At 34.2% G+C, this 17,312-nt stretch carries 11 protein-coding genes; 7 read left to right on the top strand and 4 right to left on the bottom strand.

The features are described 5' to 3' along the window. Nucleotides 1-242: 242 nt before the first annotated feature. Nucleotides 243-2,030, top strand: coding sequence for a chloride channel protein (locus ACYQ5R_RS05415; RefSeq protein WP_460189900.1), 1,788 nt, complete (start codon nt 243-245; stop codon nt 2,028-2,030). A 16-nt stretch (nt 2,031-2,046) separates the two neighbouring features. Then, nucleotides 2,047-2,280, top strand: a complete 234-nt coding sequence (locus ACYQ5R_RS05410; protein ID WP_460189899.1) for a hypothetical protein — start codon at nt 2,047-2,049, stop codon at nt 2,278-2,280. On the opposite strand, the gene ACYQ5R_RS05405 is transcribed toward ACYQ5R_RS05410, so the two are convergent. Next, nucleotides 2,277-2,726 (bottom strand): nucleoside deaminase, encoded by a 450-nt coding sequence (locus ACYQ5R_RS05405; RefSeq protein WP_460189898.1) that lies wholly within the window; start codon nt 2,724-2,726, stop codon nt 2,277-2,279. The genes ACYQ5R_RS05410 and ACYQ5R_RS05405 overlap by 4 nt on opposite strands. Before the next feature lie 28 nt (nt 2,727-2,754). Here ACYQ5R_RS05405 and dxs point away from each other — a divergent pair, with 28 nt between their 5' ends. Then, nucleotides 2,755-4,524: a 1-deoxy-D-xylulose-5-phosphate synthase gene (gene dxs, locus ACYQ5R_RS05400; RefSeq protein ID WP_460189897.1), complete on the top strand. Its 1,770-nt coding sequence runs from the start codon at nt 2,755-2,757 to the stop codon at nt 4,522-4,524. Here the strand turns inward: dxs and dgt are convergent. After that, nucleotides 4,516-5,859 carry a dGTP triphosphohydrolase gene (gene dgt / locus ACYQ5R_RS05395; protein WP_460189896.1) on the bottom strand — a complete coding sequence of 448 codons (1,344 nt, stop codon included), beginning with the start codon at nt 5,857-5,859 and terminating at the stop codon, nt 4,516-4,518. The genes dxs and dgt overlap by 9 nt on opposite strands. Nucleotides 5,860-6,026: 167 nt before the next feature. Here dgt and ACYQ5R_RS05390 point away from each other — a divergent pair, with 167 nt between their 5' ends. Both ACYQ5R_RS05390 and ACYQ5R_RS05385 read left to right on the top strand, forming a co-directional pair. After that, on the top strand, nt 6,027-8,867 hold the full coding sequence (locus ACYQ5R_RS05390) for a TonB-dependent receptor (RefSeq protein ID WP_460189895.1): 2,841 nt from the start codon (nt 6,027-6,029) through the stop codon (nt 8,865-8,867). 32 nt (nt 8,868-8,899) lie between these two features. Further along, nucleotides 8,900-10,087 (top strand): multidrug transporter, encoded by a 1,188-nt coding sequence (locus tag ACYQ5R_RS05385; protein WP_460189894.1) that lies wholly within the window; start codon nt 8,900-8,902, stop codon nt 10,085-10,087. Nucleotides 10,088-10,192: 105 nt separating this feature from the next. Here ACYQ5R_RS05385 and ACYQ5R_RS05380 read toward each other — a convergent pair whose 3' ends face one another. Beyond that, nucleotides 10,193-10,546 carry a toxin-antitoxin system YwqK family antitoxin gene (locus tag ACYQ5R_RS05380; RefSeq protein WP_460189893.1) on the bottom strand — a complete coding sequence of 118 codons (354 nt, stop codon included), beginning with the start codon at nt 10,544-10,546 and terminating at the stop codon, nt 10,193-10,195. 402 nt (nt 10,547-10,948) lie between these two features. Between ACYQ5R_RS05380 and ACYQ5R_RS05375 the strand changes: the two genes are divergently transcribed. Together ACYQ5R_RS05375 and ACYQ5R_RS05370 are read left to right on the top strand one after the other, a co-directional pair. Next, on the top strand, nt 10,949-12,139 hold the full coding sequence (locus ACYQ5R_RS05375) for a porin (RefSeq protein WP_460189892.1): 1,191 nt from the start codon (nt 10,949-10,951) through the stop codon (nt 12,137-12,139). A gap of 75 nt (nt 12,140-12,214) precedes the next feature. After that, complete coding sequence (locus ACYQ5R_RS05370) at nt 12,215-14,473, top strand: inorganic phosphate transporter (RefSeq protein ID WP_460189891.1); 2,259 nt, start codon at nt 12,215-12,217, stop codon at nt 14,471-14,473. 298 nt (nt 14,474-14,771) lie between these two features. On the opposite strand, the gene ACYQ5R_RS05365 is transcribed toward ACYQ5R_RS05370, so the two are convergent. After that, a complete protein-coding gene (locus tag ACYQ5R_RS05365; RefSeq protein ID WP_460189890.1) occupies nt 14,772-17,159 on the bottom strand; it encodes a ribonucleoside-diphosphate reductase subunit alpha in 2,388 nt (795 codons plus the stop codon). Nucleotides 17,160-17,312: the final 153 nt, after the last annotated feature.

The raw sequence follows: 17,312 nt of genomic DNA, 5'->3' as shown, positions 1-17,312 counted from the left end.
AAAGTTCTTATACCTTTGCATTTATTTAGATTTATTTAAAATAGATGCAGAAATTGAATGTTGAGAAACCTTTAGAACTAAGTTGTTCTTGGGCTTGTGTTGAAAGTTTCCCTTTAGATTGTGGAGGAAAAAAGAAAAAGTGTTGTAAGAAGTATAAAAAGAAAGGAAAGCGTCAATGTAAAAAATGTCCGCTTAATCTAGCTTAATCAATCAGCAGCATTAATCGGACTTCAAACCGAATAATGTTAAATCGAATACAACCATTACTTCGCCAATTTCTTATTTGGAAATACAAGAATATTTCTGACAGAACCTTTGTTTACTTTTTAAGTGTCTTAGTTGGTCTTCTCGCTGGTTTAGGCACTGTTACCTTAAAAAACTTAACGCATTACATTCAATTATTACTGAAAGGGCAACTCATAAAAGATTATCAAACTGCCCTTTTTTTTATTTTCCCAATTCTTGGGTTAATGCTGGTCTTTTTGTTCGAGCGTTACGTATTAAATAAGAAAATCAGCCACGGTATTACCTCCACACTTTATGCGATTTCGAAGCGTAACGGAATTATTAGACCCATTAAAATTTTTGAAAACCTTATTGCTGCTCCAATAACTGTTGGGTTTGGTGGTTCTGTAGGATTGCAAGGACCCTCGGTTAGTATAGCATCTGCCATAGGGTCAAATCTTGCGCAACTCTTTCGCATCAATCCAAAAATTCGATTGCTACTGATTAGCTGTGCCACAGCTGGGGCTATGTCTTCCATGTTTAAAGCACCAATTGCCGCCATAATTTTCGCTATTGAGATTTTTAGTTTGGATTTAGCTTTTGCTTCGCTAATCCCCCTTTTGCTAGCCTCTAGTTCTGCCATTATAACATCTTATTTATTTCTTGGCACCAATAGATTCTTCGGATTTGACTTACAAGTTAATTTCGAAATTAAAGACTTGATATTCTACATTATTCTCGGTTTAGGTACCGGTTTGGCATCCGTTTATTTCAATAAGATGTATTTCTATATCATGAACTTATTTAAAAAAATAAGAACTCCGCTTCAAAGACTTATGATTGGGGGTATTGCTATAGGGACTATACTCTTTTTTATTCCTCCATTATACGGTGAGGGCTTTGAATTAATGAATGATCTATTACTTGGAGATTCTATTCGTGCTTTAAACCTAACACCTTTTGAAGCAGATTTATCAAATATTTGGATTGTTATGGCGCTACTCATAGGGATTACCATTTTTAAAGCAATTGCCATGACAACCACTTTTGCTGCTGGAGGTGTTGGAGGTATTATTATTCCAACCTTATTTATGGGCAGTACCATTGGCAATATTGTAGCGAAAGTGATTAACAATATTGGTCTTGGGTTTAGTGTAAACGAATCTAGTTTTACCCTTGTAGGTATGACGGGGTTAATGGCAGGAGTTCTGCATGCTCCATTAACGGCCATCTTTCTAATTGCAGAAATTACAGGTGGATATGAACTTTTTGTACCGCTAATGATTGTGGCCGCTACTTCATTTGCTATGACTAAGTATTTTGTAAGTAACTCTATCTACACTTCAGAATTGGCAAAAAAAGGACAGCTCATTACGCATGACCGAGATAAGAATGTGCTAATGATGCTTAAAATAGACCCAATTATAGAACGTAATTTTGTCAAGCTATATCCAGAAATGTCTCTAGGGGAAATAGCAAAAAAAGCCGTTGCAAAATCATCTCGTAATTTGTTTCCCGTAATTAGTGAAGAAAATGATTTCTTAGGTGTCATTCTTTTAGATGATATTAGAAGTATTATGTTTGATACAGAGCTCTATGAATCTGTGATTGTAAAAGATTTAATGCACAATGCACCTGAGATTATATACTACGAGCAAGATTCGATATTTGTGATTATGAAAAAGTTTAAATCCAGCGGCGCTTGGAATTTGCCTGTAATTAAAGACAACAAATACCACGGATTCATTTCTAAATCAAAATTGTTATCTGTTTATCGTAGCAAATTAGTTGAAGTTACGAGTTAAGTAGTACTTTTGCCTTATGATAAAGTATATTATTGCCATCCTATTTTTAGCAGCGTTTGGATCAATAGCTTATGGTTATTTGGTTACTACTGCCTATTCTCAAAAATTTATAGGATTTGGTGTGGCTGGTTTGTTTTTAGTTGCTATTCCACTATTCTCATATTATAGATGGAAAGACAAGAAAATGGAAGATTACATTATCAACAACGAAAATCTCAAGAAAATGAGAGAAAACGAAAAACGACGTTAATTTAGGTTTCGCTTTTCAACGAAAAATCGCTTCATTAATTTTCCACATTCCTCTTCTAAAACACCACCAATCATTTTTGTTTTTGGATGCAATGTAGTACTCATTGCAATACAACCTCTCTGTATATCTCTCGATCCAAAAACAATCTTACCAATTTGTGTCCAGTAACTAGCTCCTGCGCACATTTGACAAGGTTCTACGGTAACATACAAAATACAATCCTTTAAATACTTTCCTCCAATAAAATCTGCTGCAGCGGTAAAAGCTTGCATTTCTGCATGTGCTGTAACATCATTCAAAGTTTCGGTTAAATTATGCGCTCTTGCTATTATTTGATTATTACAAACAATCACTGCTCCAATTGGAACTTCGCCTAAATCATAAGCTCTTTCTGCTTCTTGTAAAGCGCGTTTCATAAAGTAGTTGTCGTCAAACGGATTTTGCATCCAACAAAGATAGTCGTAGTTTTGCTAAGTGGAAAAAAATTTGCTGCAACATATCAACAATCCTGAAGATTTAAGACAATTAAATCCAGAAGAATTACCACAATTAGCTCAAGAGTTAAGAGATTTTATTATCAATATAGTTGCTACTAAAGAAGGGCATTTAGGGGCAAGCTTAGGTGTTGTAGAATTAACAATCGCACTGCATTATTTATTCAATACACCAAATGATAATCTGATTTGGGATGTTGGTCATCAAGCATATGGCCACAAAATAATTACTGGTAGAAAAGACGCTTTTCATACCAATAGGCAACTTGGTGGAGTCGCTGGTTTTCCTAAAAGAAGCGAAAGCGAATTTGATGCTTTTGGTGTAGGGCACAGTTCTACTTCTTTATCTGCCATTTTAGGTATGGCCATTGCTGCCACTTTAAAAGGAGAAAACAAACATCATATTGCCGTTATTGGAGACGCCTCTATTGCCTCAGGCATGGCATTTGAAGCGCTAAATCATACAGGAGTTTCCGATGCAAATTTGCTAATAATCTTAAATGATAACGCCATGGGCATAGACCCCAGCGTAGGTGCCTTAAAGGAGTATTTAACCAATGTAAAAGAAGGTAAATCTGTTCGAAAAAACAACATCATCAAAGCTTTAGGTATTCAATATTATGGGCCTATAGATGGTCATGATATGGATGCCTTGTTACACACTTTAAATCATTTAAAAAATATTAAAGGTCCCAAGTTTTTACATGTTATTACTACCAAAGGTAAAGGTTTAGCCAAGGCTGAAAAAGATCAGATAACATACCATGCACCAGGAAAATTCAATGCACAAACGGGAGAGATATTACCTAAAAACCAAGACCATCTTCCACCAAAATTTCAAGATGTATTTGGTCACACCTTAGTGGAGTTAGCTACTGCAAATGAAAAAATTGTTGGTATTACTCCAGCTATGCCAACTGGAAGTTCTTTAAAATACATGTTAAAAGAATTTCCTGAAAGAGCATTTGATGTCGGTATCGCAGAACAACATGCGGTTACATTTGCCGCAGGATTGGCATGTGAAGGATTGATACCAGTATGTAACATTTATTCTACTTTTTTACAGCGTGCTTATGATCAAATAATTCATGATGTAGCATTACAAAGATTACCAGTTATCTTTTGTTTGGATAGGGCCGGAATAGTTGGAGAGGACGGACCAACACACCATGGCGTATTTGATATAGCTTATTTAAGAATCATACCTAATATGATTTTAGCAGCACCTATGGATGCAATAGAATTACGCCAACTTTTATATACAGCTCAATTAGGCTTAGACCGTCCTGTAGCGATTAGATATCCTAGAGGAAGAGGGAATTTAAAACAGTGGAAAGTTCCATTCGAGCCGGTTGAAATTGGCAAAGGAATTCAATTAACTCAAGGAGCAAAAATTGCTGTTTTAACTATAGGCACTGTTGGTGAAAAAATGAATGCTATAACAAAAGTATTTGAGCCTAATACTATTGCTCACTTTAACATGCGTTTTGTAAAACCTTTAGATATCCAATTATTGCATTCTATTTTTAATTCTTACGATCGCATATTGACACTTGAAGATGGTGTAATAAAAGGTGGTTTTGGAAGTGCTGTTTTAGAATTTGCTTCAGACCATAATTATAAAAATACTGTTCAGTTACTAGGTATTCCAGATACCTTTGTAACGCATGGAACTGTGGAGCAATTGCATGAAATAGCTCAAATAGATTCTCAAAACATTATAGCTACAATTAAAAAGATGTTAGCCTAAATTGGTCCCTGAAATTTTACTGTGTAAATTAATGGCAGCGCTATCAGATAATGAAGCTACAAAACTTGAAACTGCCAATAATTGTAGGTAGATACTACCTTGTGCTTGCTGCATAAACTCTTGAGGGAATAATCGAGTAACCAATTTGTGATAATTGTTAGCATCTCCCTTATTGGTTGCTAATACGGCTTCTGAAAACACTTCTAACAATTCAGCAATTATTCGGTAGCCAGAAATCTCTTTTTCTACGACTTCTCTACTCTTGTAAATGCGATCTACACTTATTTTAATGATATCATTAATTTGAGCTTCATACTTGCATTTATCTAGTAATCCATGATCAAAGTGACCTTTAAAAATAGCTACCTCATTTTGAATAAATATTGAAACAGCTTCTTCAATTAAATTGCCTATAGCCAAAGCTCTTAGATAACTTACCCTGTCTTTTGTGGTTTCTAAAGCGTAATATTTCTTATTATCAATGGTATTTCGCACCAAATTGATGAGGTATTCTAAAGCATATTCTTCGTCAATTAATCCGAGATTAATACCATCTTCAAAATCAATTATGGTATAACAAATATCATCTGCAGCTTCCACCAAATACGCAAGTGGATGTCTGAAATAAGAAATATCTGTAGTGCTTTTTGATATTAACCCCAAATCTTCTGCAAGCGCTAAAAATGCTGGCATATCAGCTTGAAAAACACCATACTTTTTATCTACAATGTGCTTTGTTGGCTTTTTGGGCAATGATTCTTTAGGATATTTAATAAATGAACCAAGAGTTGCATAACTCAAGCGCAAGCCTCCATCAATTCCTTTTCTCGATTGTGTCAACAAATGGAATCCGTTGGCATTTCCTTCAAAATCTATAAGATCTTGCCATTCTTTTGGGGTTAACTGGTCTTTGTACATTTGGCCCTTTCCAGACTTAAAAAACTCACCTATCGATTTCTCTCCTGAATGTCCAAAAGGAGGATTTCCAATATCGTGTGCCAAAGCTGCCGTTGCAACTATAGCTCCAAAATCATTTGCACGATATCCTTGAGCAACCAAATCTGGGTATTTTTCTAAAATTTTAACACCAACTTTTCTTCCTAAAGAGCGAGCTACGACACTAACTTCTAAACTGTGTGTTAAGCGTGTATGAACAAAATCGGTCTGCGAAAGTGGTACAACTTGGGTTTTATCTTGTAACGATCTAAAAGAATCAGAAAAAATAATGCGGTCAAAATCTACCTCAAATCCTAATCTTGTTTCGTCTTGATCTTTTCTTAATCGCTTGATTTTATCGCCTTTACGGCTTAATGAGAGAAGTTGTTCCCAACGCATAAATATGAATTTTAAGGTCAACGCAAGATACATTTTTTGGATAGAAATTAGGAGTGAAATCTGTTAACATAAAAGAAACATACTAATGACATTATTTTAATTCATGGTTAACATTCACTTTACACATGTAAATGTTCTTTGCACAAGAAAATCAAAGACAAATATTAATGAAATTACATTCGCTTTTTATTCTATTTTTTGTGCTGGTATGCGGAACAGCATTTTCTCAAGAAAAAGGAATTATTACAGGTAAGGTATTGGATGCCGAAATGAATAACCAAACTTTGCCTTTTGCCAATGTGTTTATTAAAGACACGCAAATAGGTAACACCACAGATTTTGATGGAGTTTATACGTTTAGTGTGGCTCCCGGTACATATACTTTGGTATTTAGTTTTATTGGATACGAAACGGTTGAAATTGAAGGAATTGTTGTAACATCAGATGAAACTACCGAAGTACCAGATACAACTTTAGGAGCTAGTGAAGGAGTTGCTCTTGATGAAGTAGAGATTGTTGCAACAACTAAAAAACAGTCTGTACAAGCACTTTTAACAGAACAAAAAAACGCAACAGAGGTAACTACATCTATTGGTGCAGACGAATTAGCACAAAAAAGTGTGAGCGATGCTGCAGGTGCCGTTTCTAAAGTTGCAGGTGTTTCTCAAGAAGAAGGCTCTAACAATGTTTATGTACGCGGTTTAGGTGATCGATACCTTAATACTACTTTTAATGGATTAACACTTCCTTCAAATAGTATTGATAAAAAGAATATCGACCTAAATTTATTTACAACAGATATCATTGAAAACATTTCTATTAGTAAATCATACTCTCCAAAGTTTTATGGAGATTTCTCAGCGGGTAATGTAAATATCAGCTCAAAAGAATACACCGGAGATGGGTTTTTCGACCTAAATGTAGGTACAAGTGTAAACTCAAATGCTGCTGGAAAAGACTTTGTAAAAAGTGAAGGTACTGGTAGTTGGGGTTACTATAATCGTTACGATCACAACCCATTTGCAGTTGTTGTAACTCATGGAGTTGACCCAGCAAGTGCAGGACTACCAATTGGGTATTCAATAGCTGGTTCTGCAGGAACGTCTTTTAACTTTGAAAACGACTCTAGATTAAGTTTATTTATTTCTGGCTCTTTTGGAACAGAATATGAATTTTATGAAGGAAGTGAGATTGATTTTGGAACAACCATTAACAAAAGCTTTCCAAATGTAGATCGCTATAAGTTTAGTACAAATACAACTTTACTTGGTGCTGCAATCTATCGATTCAATGAAAACCACAAGTTAAAGTACAACTCAATGTTTATTAACAGCTCAGGCGATGAGGTTGGTTATTACGGTACTAAAGGTGATGGTTACAATCGTGAGTCGCGTTCTTTAGTTGATACAGAGAGAGGTTTCTACCAAATGAATGTTCAGTTCAATCAAGAATTGGTATTTGTTAACCAATTAATTGGAGAACATAGTTTAAACGATAAAATAGAATTAGACTGGGCAATGGGTTACAACAACTTGTATTCTCATGAACCAGATAGAAAACGTATTTCTATAGAAGATTATTTCTATCATTTAGATAACGACCCAAATACACACCCTGTATTGTTTACAAATATCTCATTCGATAATCAACGTTATTTTCAAGAAATGGAAGATCAAGAATTTAATAGTAGAGCACAAATCAACTATGAATTCTCTGAAAACATGAAAATGTTAGTTGGATATAATGGTCGTACTAAAGAAAGAGAATTTGAAAATATTCGTTACGGTTACAAGAATATTGACGAAAGTTTAATTGTAAATCCAGATAATTTAAATTCTATATTCAACACGCAAAACATTTTAGACAGTTTAATCCAAACAGATGTTTTCCGTCCGATCGCACCAGGTAATGGAAGTGGCTCTACAAATAGACCAGGATTGCCAGAAAATACCTACACAGGTAATTTAGATGCTCATGGTGGGTTTGTATCATTTGAATACACACCAAACGAAAAATGGTTGATTGTTCCTGGATTTAGAGCTGAGTCTTTTCAACAAGAAATCTCATACGACGTAATTAACTTAGTAAACAACCCAGCATCTCTTAAAGTTACTGAAGCATTTTACTTACCAAGCTTAAATATTAGATATTCTCTAACAGAAGATTCTAATTTACGTTTCTCTGGAAGTAGAACAGTATCTACGCCAGAGTTTAAAGAAATGGCTCCATATGTGTACGAAGGTGTAACACAACGAGTAGGTGGTAACCCTGATTTATTAGGACATCAAGATGGGCTTAATTATACCAATGTTAAAGATGTTTCTTTTTCAGATATTTTAAACTTTGATGTTAAATATGAGTGGTTTATGGGGCAAGGGCAAATGTTTTCGCTTGCCGGTTTTGCAAAGCAAATAAAAGATCCTGTAAATCTAGTTGTTGCTAACGACGCAACTGGTACGCAACGTTACTTTAGAACTGGAGAAAAAGCAATGGTATTTGGTGTAGAGTTAGAAGCTAGAAAACACATTCTTTACAATTCAGAAGAAATGCCTATGCTAACTGGTGGTTTAAATGCTACGTATATGCATACCGAGCAAGATTTATATAGTACTATTAGTGGTTCTTATAGTACAAGTTTTTCTAAATCTAAAGAAGAATTACAAGGAGCTTCTCCGTTTATTTTAAATGCCGATGTAAACTTTAAAACAACCTTTGGAGAAAACATTAATTCAAACTTCAATCTAATTGCTAACTATTTTGATGATAGAATCTTTGCCTTAGGATCAGGACAATTAGCAAACATGGTAGAGCAAGGTTTTGCATCACTTGATTTTGTTTGGAGAAACACTTTGGGAGAAGATCAAAATTTCGAAATAAATCTAAGTGCCAAAAATTTATTAAACCCTAATATTCAAATTACCAGAGAAAGTACTCAAGGAGAAACTATTCTATTGAGTAGCTACAAAAGAGGAGTTGATATGGGTGTGTCTTTTAAATACAAATTCTAAAATATTAAACGAATAATTAAATCCTTAAAAAAATGAAAACGACTGTGAAATCCTTACTTACCCTATTAGCTGCTTCGCTAATGCTTATGTCATGTGGAAATGACGATACTGCTGACATTATAATATATGACAACAGTACAACAAATAATGGAGGCGGATCAAACCCTCCATCTAATGATGTGATAAATATATCTGGTACTTACACACAAGATTTAACATTAAATAGCAATAATAGTTATTTAGTTAATGGACCGTTAGTAATGGCCGAAGGAACAACTTTAACTATTCCTGCAGGTATGACAATTGAAGCATTATCTTCTGGTTCTGATGTTTATGTTGCCATTTCACAAGGCGCTAAAATTATGGCAGAAGGTACTGCACAAGAACCAATCGTTTTTACTTCTAATTCAAACAATCCTGCTGCAGGAGATTGGGGTGGCTTAATTTTATTAGGAAAAGCACCTATTAATTCTGTAACAGGTGGTACAGAAACGGCTACTTCTGAAATTGGGTCTTTACCTTATGGTGGAAATGTGGCAGATGATGATTCTGGTATCTTACGTTATGTTCGTGTTGAATATTCTGGAGGTAAAGCTGATGGTCAATCAGAAAACAACGGTTTCTCTTTTTATGGAGTTGGAAATTCTACAACTGTTGAGTACGTTCAAATGTACGAAGGTTTAGATGATGGCTTTGAATTCTTTGGCGGATCAGTTAATGTTAGTTACTTATCTGTTGTTGATGCTCAAGATGATTCTATAGACTGGACTGAAGGATATTCTGGTACAATTAACCATGCGTATGTTATGCACGGTGCTGATCACGATAAAGGTATTGAGGCAGATGGATACAATACTGATATCGGTAACAACTCAAATCCAGTATTTTGGTCTACTCCTACAGTAAATAACCTTGCAATTTATGGTTTAGGTTCAGGTACAGGTAACGAAGCTATTCGTTTAAGAGCTGGAACTAGAGTAATCATGAATAATGTGTGGATCGAAGGGTTTAACGAAGGAATCGATATGGATGATATGGAAACTGGTGTAGGTGTAACATCTGATATCACAAGTATTACAGACATAACTTTTACAGATGTAAACCTTAAATTAAAAAATGATACTGGTGAGACTTTTACGGATACTGATGTAATTTCAGGAGACGGTAATGGTACAGCAACTGACTATGCTACTTGGGGAGCCGGTTGGACAGTAGAGTAATTAAAAAAGAGGATTTATCCTCAAATCATTTATGTAATTTTGAAAAAAAGCGGCTTATCAAATTTGATAAGCCGCTTTTTAATTTAATCTAAACCGTTTATTGTTTTAGTTAATAACAACATTATCGTTGTTATTCCATTCGTAAACGTTCGTAATTTTGTTATTATCGTAATCTACTTCTGTTAAAACACCATTGTTTAAAAACATCCATTTACCCGTTTTCTTACCATTTGAATAATAAGCACGCGCAACTTTTACACCTTCTAGATTAAATTTTACCCATTCTCCGTGTAACTTCTTGTTTTTATAGAAACCTGTTTCCTTAACACTTCCATCTTCATGATACGTAGTCACAGCTACCAATCCTCCATCTTTCTCATATGTTGATTCAACAGTAGAATTCTGCGCAAAAGCCAAACTTGAACAAAACACAAACATTAATAATACTGCTCCTTTCATAAATCGACTATTTTTAATTTCAAGTGCAATATAGAAACATTTTTACTTTCTAGCAACATTTTATTAACATTAATTTTACATTGGAATCTTATTCATTTGTTTATCAGCTATTTAAAATTTTTAACAATAACAAACTCTAGGGTTCTTCTAGCGTAATAATTAATAATTAAACAAACTTATGGTTACCATTATAAAACACAATTACATGAGTTTTGTGTTCATCCTTGAGGTTATAACTATTAAAATATCCTTTTAGAATCATTAGTTTTTGTCGACTTGATTAGAAGTATGAAAGGCTGTCTCTTTGATAGCCCTTCCTTTTTGTTGTATTTTTAACCTCTAGTTAACATTTGCTTAACATTGATGTGTATTCTTTACCGTTACCAAAATCTCAGATCTACAATGATAAAATACTTTCTAACTCTCGTTTTATCTTTGAGTTGTTTTTCTTTCATATCTGCACAAGAAAAAGGTAAATCTACATTTGGAAAAGGTCTGGTTAATTTTGTTGCTAGAGACAGCACCTTTCTTATAAAATTTGCTCCGAGAATTCAATTTTTAGCCACATCCAATTGGGATTTAGAAGAAGGGAATGACAATGCCTCTAACACAAGTTTTCTTATTAGAAGAGCTCGTTTAAAATTTGATGGCTACGCTTTTTCTCCTAAACTCCTTTACAAGTTTGAATTTGGTATCTCTAAAAGAGATATGGCTGGAATCACAAAATATTCTGCCAACACTGCTAGATTTATTTTAGACGCGGTTATCATTTGGAATTTTTATAAAAATTTTGAACTTTGGGTTGGTCAAACAAAACTACCAGGTAACAGAGAGCGTGTTATTTCTTCAGGTGACATGCAGCTAGTAGATCGTTCGCTTCTTAATGATAATTTTAACATTGATCGTGATATAGGTTTTCAAGTGAGACATCATTTTAAGTTGTCTGAAAAGTTTGTTGTAAGAGAAATCTTCTCTTTAGCGCAAGGTGAAGGAAGAAATGTAGTAACCGGTAATTTAGGGGGGCATCAATATACAGGAAGACTTGAATTTTTACCATTTGGCACCTTTGCTAAAAAAGGAGACTATGTTGGTAGTTCTTTACAAAGAGAGCAAACCCCTAAATTGGCTGTTGGTGTATCTTATGATTACAATAAAGGTGCAGTAAGAAATTTAAGTAATCGAGGCATATATATGGAGACTGATTACGGTCTACATGAAACCGACATTACTACCATATTTGTTGATGCCATGTATAAATACAAAGGGTTTTCTACGATGGTAGAATATGCCTATAGAGATGCAAAAGATCCTGTTGTTAGAAATTCTGATGGGTCAGAAACTGGTGTAGCTGTTAAAGAAGGAAATGGTTTTAATATGCACAGTGGCTATTTATTTCCTAAAAATTGGGAAATAACAGGTCGCTATTCTAGAATCGATTTAAAAGAAAAAGCTATTAGTAATCAATATACACTGGGTGCATCCAAATATATTTATGGTCATAAACTAAAAGTTCAGTCAGATTTGAGTTATCTAACCCTTGGAGGTGTTAGTGAAGACGTTATGTTTAGACTTCAGTTTGAGCTACATTTTTAGCAGAAACCATAACTTTAAGCTAACATTAGAAAATTATATTAAATTTATTTTTGCAGAATGTTTTAAATTTAACCAATGGATAATATTTATCTTTTTATGATTATTGCCTTAGCTGCTTTAGCTATTGCAGATTTAGTGGTTGGCGTAAGTAACGACGCCGTTAACTTCTTAAACTCAGCTATTGGTTCTAAAGCAATTTCTTTTAAAACAATCATGATTGTTGCAAGTATTGGTATTGCTTGTGGCGCCATATTTTCAAGTGGTATGATGGAGGTCGCAAGAAAAGGTATCTTTAATCCAGACATGTTTGTTTTTGACAATATCATGGTCATATTTATGGCTGTAATGATTACAGATATACTCCTATTAGACTTTTTTAATACCCTTGGTATGCCAACCTCTACAACAGTATCTATTGTATTTGAATTGTTAGGTGCAGCTGTAGCAATGGCAATTATTAAGGTTGCCACAACGGGTCAAGAGATGGCTATGGTTACTGAGTATATTAATACAGAAAAAGCCACACAAATTATTCTCGGCATTTTACTTTCTGTTGTAGTTGCTTTTAGTGTAGGTGCAATAGTTCAATACATTTCAAGAGTATTATTGTCTTTTGATTTTGAAAAGAAAGCCAAATGGGTAGGTGCTCTTTTTGGTGGCGTTGCTTTAACTGCTATGGTGTATTTTATCTTAATGAAAGGTATAAAAGGAGCTGATGTGGCAAAGGTTAAATTTGATGCGATAGGTGGCGTTACAATTAAAGATTATTTAGAGAACAATGTATTACAAATAGTCATTGTGAGTTTTACTATTTGGTCAATTCTTTCATATTTGTTCATTAACGTTTTTAAAATTAACATCTATAAATTAATTATTGCTGTAGGAACTTTTGCATTAGCCTTGGCTTTTGCTGGTAATGATTTGGTAAATTTTATTGGAGTACCTATCGCTGCGTGGCAATCTTATGAGGCATGGGTTTCTTCAGGAGTATCAGCAATGAATTTTGAAATGGATATTTTGGATGCTAAAGTACCAACACCAACGGCCTTACTGTTTGTTGCCGGTGTAATCATGGTATTAACTTTATGGTTCTCCAGCAAAGCTAAAGAAGTTGTTAAAACATCTATTGATTTATCGAGTCAAGGCGAAACAAAAGAGCGTTTTCAACCAAATTTTTTATCCAGAGGCTTGGTAAGAAGTTCAATGACTGCCTCTAAGTATTTGCAATTTATTATTCCAAATTCTATTCAAAACAAAATAGAACAACAATTTAAAAAACCTGTCATAGAATTACCGCAAGGTAGGACACACGAATTACCAGCATTTGATATGGTGAGAGCTGCAGTTAACTTAATGGTGGCAGGTATCTTAATTTCTATTGCTACATCTTACAAATTACCATTATCTACAACATATGTAACATTTATGGTGGCAATGGGTACCTCATTAGCAGATAGAGCTTGGGGTAGCGAAAGTGCTGTATATCGCGTTGCAGGTGTTCTGAATGTAATCGGTGGTTGGTTTGGAACTGCTATTATTGCTTTTATTGCATCAGGTACAATTGCCTATTTAATTAATTGGAATAAGCAAGTAATGGTTCCTGTACTTTTACTATTGGCAATTATCTTACTGGTAAGAAATTCGATTAAGCATATAAAGAAAAAGAAAGAAGATCAAGCAGAAGATAGCTTAAGTAGATCTGAAAGTAGGTCTGTAGATGGCGTTATTGAAGAAAGTGCAGATAATATTGCCAAAGTAATGAATCGTGTAGCAAAAATTAATAGAAACTCTATTAATGGGTTAATTACTCAAGATTTAGTTGCACTTAAGAAAACAAGAAAAACTGTAGCCAAACTAGAAGGTGAAATTGAAGATTTACAGAATAATATTTTCTATTTTATTAAAAACCTCGATGATACTTCTGTAAGCGCAAGTAAGTTTTATATGGATGTAATTGGTGATTTGCAGGATATGGCACAATCTGTTGGATTTATATCTAAAGTTTCGCATAAGCACATTAATAACAATCACAAAGCATTAAAGAAAAATCAATCTAAAGAATTAAAAGTTATCGATACTGATTTAGATGCTTTATTGCACCAAACAAGTAAAGTTTTTGCAGAAAGAGATTTTGATCAATTACAGTCTTTACTCGATCAGAAACAAGCGTTACTTGAAAATGTAATTGATTATACTCAAATGCAAGTAGAACGAACTAGAAGCACAGAATCTAGTCCGAAAAACACAACATTATACTTTAGTATATTATTAGAGACTGAGGATCTTATTAAAGCTACAATGAGTCTTCTAGAGCTGTATGCTGAGAAAAAATAAGTAAAAAACTAAAAAGGGAGCTAATTGCTCCCTTTTTAGTTTTAGTTTGTGTTTCTAGCCAAATCCTCTAATTAAGATTTCAACTTTTTTAGATCTTTGAATTTCTTCATATCAACTATATATATTTAGAAATTCAATAATAGGGTCACTATTTAAAAAGCACTTTTACTTAGGGGTTATTATTGTTGCAAGAACATTCACTTGTTTTGGCTATAAATTTTAAAATTGGTTAGTATATATTAAAAACCTCCATACATTAGTATGGAGGTTTTTAAATCTCTGGAGAGTGATAAAGCAATTAAGAACCACACATCTCACAATCATCAGGATTGTTTTGAGATGCAATAAGCATTGCTTTCAATTCTTCCGGAGTTAAAGGCTCATCCTCTACTTTTTCTTTCTTGTTATTGGAAACTGTAAACTTAATAGCATTTACAGCAGATTTAGTTCTTAAGTAATACATCCCTGTTTTCAATCCAGATTTCCAAGCATAGAAATGCATTGATGTAAGTTTACTGTAATCCGGATCTTGCATAAACAAGTTCATCGATTGAGATTGATCGATAAAGTATCCTCTTTGGCGAGCCATATCAATAATGTCTTTCATACTTAACTCCCAAACAGTTTTGTATAGGTCTTTCAATTCTTGAGGAATTACATCAATATGCTGTATAGAACCATTTGCACGCATAATATCTTCTTTCATGTCGTTATTCCATAAACCTAATTCCACTAAGTCTTCTAATAAGTGCTTGTTTACAACTATAAACTCGCCACTCAATACTCTACGTGTATAGATATTTGAAGTGTAAGGTTCAAACGCTTCGTTATTACCTAATATTTGCGATGTAGATGCAGTTGGCATTGGAGCTACTAATAAAGAGTTACGAACACCGTGTTTCTTCACTTGTGTGCGTAGCTTTTTCCAGTCCCAACGTCCGCTTAAATCGTCTTCAGAAACTCCCCACATATTAAACTGGAATTCACCTTCACTCATTGGTGATCCTTTAAAGGTAGAATATGCTCCTTTCTTTTTAGCCATCTCCATAGAAGATGTTACCGCTGCAAAGTAAATTGTTTCAAAAATTTCTTGATTCAATTGCTTAGCTTCATCTGACGTAAATGGTAAACGCAACATAATAAACGCATCTGCTAACCCTTGAATACCCAATCCTACAGGGCGGTGACGCATGTTAGAGTTTTCTGCCTCTTTTACTGGGTAGTAGTTACGATCAATAACTGTATCTAAGTTTCGTGTAACCTTTCTTGTTACATCGTATAATTTCTTATGGTTAAAGTACTTTTTGCCGTCTTTATCTTCACTAATAAACATAGAAACAGCAATAGATGCTAAGTTACACACGGCCACCTCATCTTTAGCCGTGTACTCCATAATCTCAGTACACAAGTTAGAAGAACGAATGGTACCTAAGTTCTTTTGGTTAGACTTACGATTTGCTGCGTCTTTATACAACATGTAAGGAGTACCAGTTTCAATTTGTGCTTCTAATATTTTCTCCCAAAGTTCGCGAGCCTTAATAGTTTTTCTACCCTTTCCAACTTTTTCGTATCCTTCGTATAATTTTTCGAATTCATCACCATACGTATCAAATAAGTGAGGACATTCATTTGGACACATTAGAGTCCAATCACCATCTTCTTGAACACGCTTCATAAATAAATCTGGAATCCACATGGCATAGAACAAATCACGTGCACGCATTTCTTCTTTACCTGTATTCTTTCTTAAGTCTAAAAAATCCATAACATCAGCATGCCATGGCTCTAAATACATTGCAAAAGAACCCTTACGTTTGCCTCCACCTTGATCTACATAACGCGCTGTGTCATTATATACTTTAAGCATCGGAACAATACCATTTGATGTGCCATTTGTGCCTCTAATATAAGATCCTGTAGCTCTTACGTTGTGAATAGAAAGCCCGATACCTCCGGCAGATTGAGAAATCTTAGCTGTTTGCTTTAAAGTATCGTAAATTCCATCAATACTGTCATCCTGCATTTGCAATAAGAAGCATGAAGACATTTGTGGTTTAGGTGTACCAGCATTAAATAATGTTGGTGTGGCATGCGTAAAAAACTTTTTACTCATTAACTCATATGTTGCAATTGCCTCATCAATATCTTCTTGATGAATACCAATAGCTACCCGCATCAGCATGTGCTGTGGACGCTCCGCAATTACCCCATTTAGTTTTAGTAAATATGAGCGCTCTAATGTCTTAAATCCAAAATAATCGTAGTTAAAATCACGGTTATAAATGATTGTAGAATCAAGTTTTGCCGCATTGTCTTGAACAACTTTATATGTTTCCTCAGAAATCAAAGGTGCATTTTTTCCTGTTCTTGGATTTACATAGTTAAATAAATCATCAACAACCTCAGAGAATAACTTTTTAGTATTTTTATGTAAATTAGAAACAGCAATCCTAGCAGCTAGTTTTGCGTAATCAGGATGTTGCACAGTCATTGTAGCTGCAATCTCTGCTGCTAAATTATCCAATTCAGAAGTGGTAACTCCGTCATATAACCCTTCAATTACTCGCATTGCCACTTTGGTAGGTTCAACAATTTTATTTAAACCATAGCACAGTTTTCTCACTCGCGCCGTGATTTTGTCGAACATTACAGGTTCCTTCCTGCCGTCTCTTTTAACTACAAACATTTTTTTTCACGATTTAAATTAGTTTATCATTCAAAAGCAAGTGCTTTTAAATGGGCAAATATTTTTTAAATGTTCAATCAAACTTGGTTGAACGGGGTTTGTTTTCAAGTTAAGTTGAAAACGAATAATATGCCTCTTAAAATAAAGAGGTGG

The organism is Urechidicola sp. KH5 (genome assembly GCF_054661455.1).
Note: the sequence above shows the minus strand (reverse complement) of the source record. Positions and strands in the feature narration are given on the sequence as shown.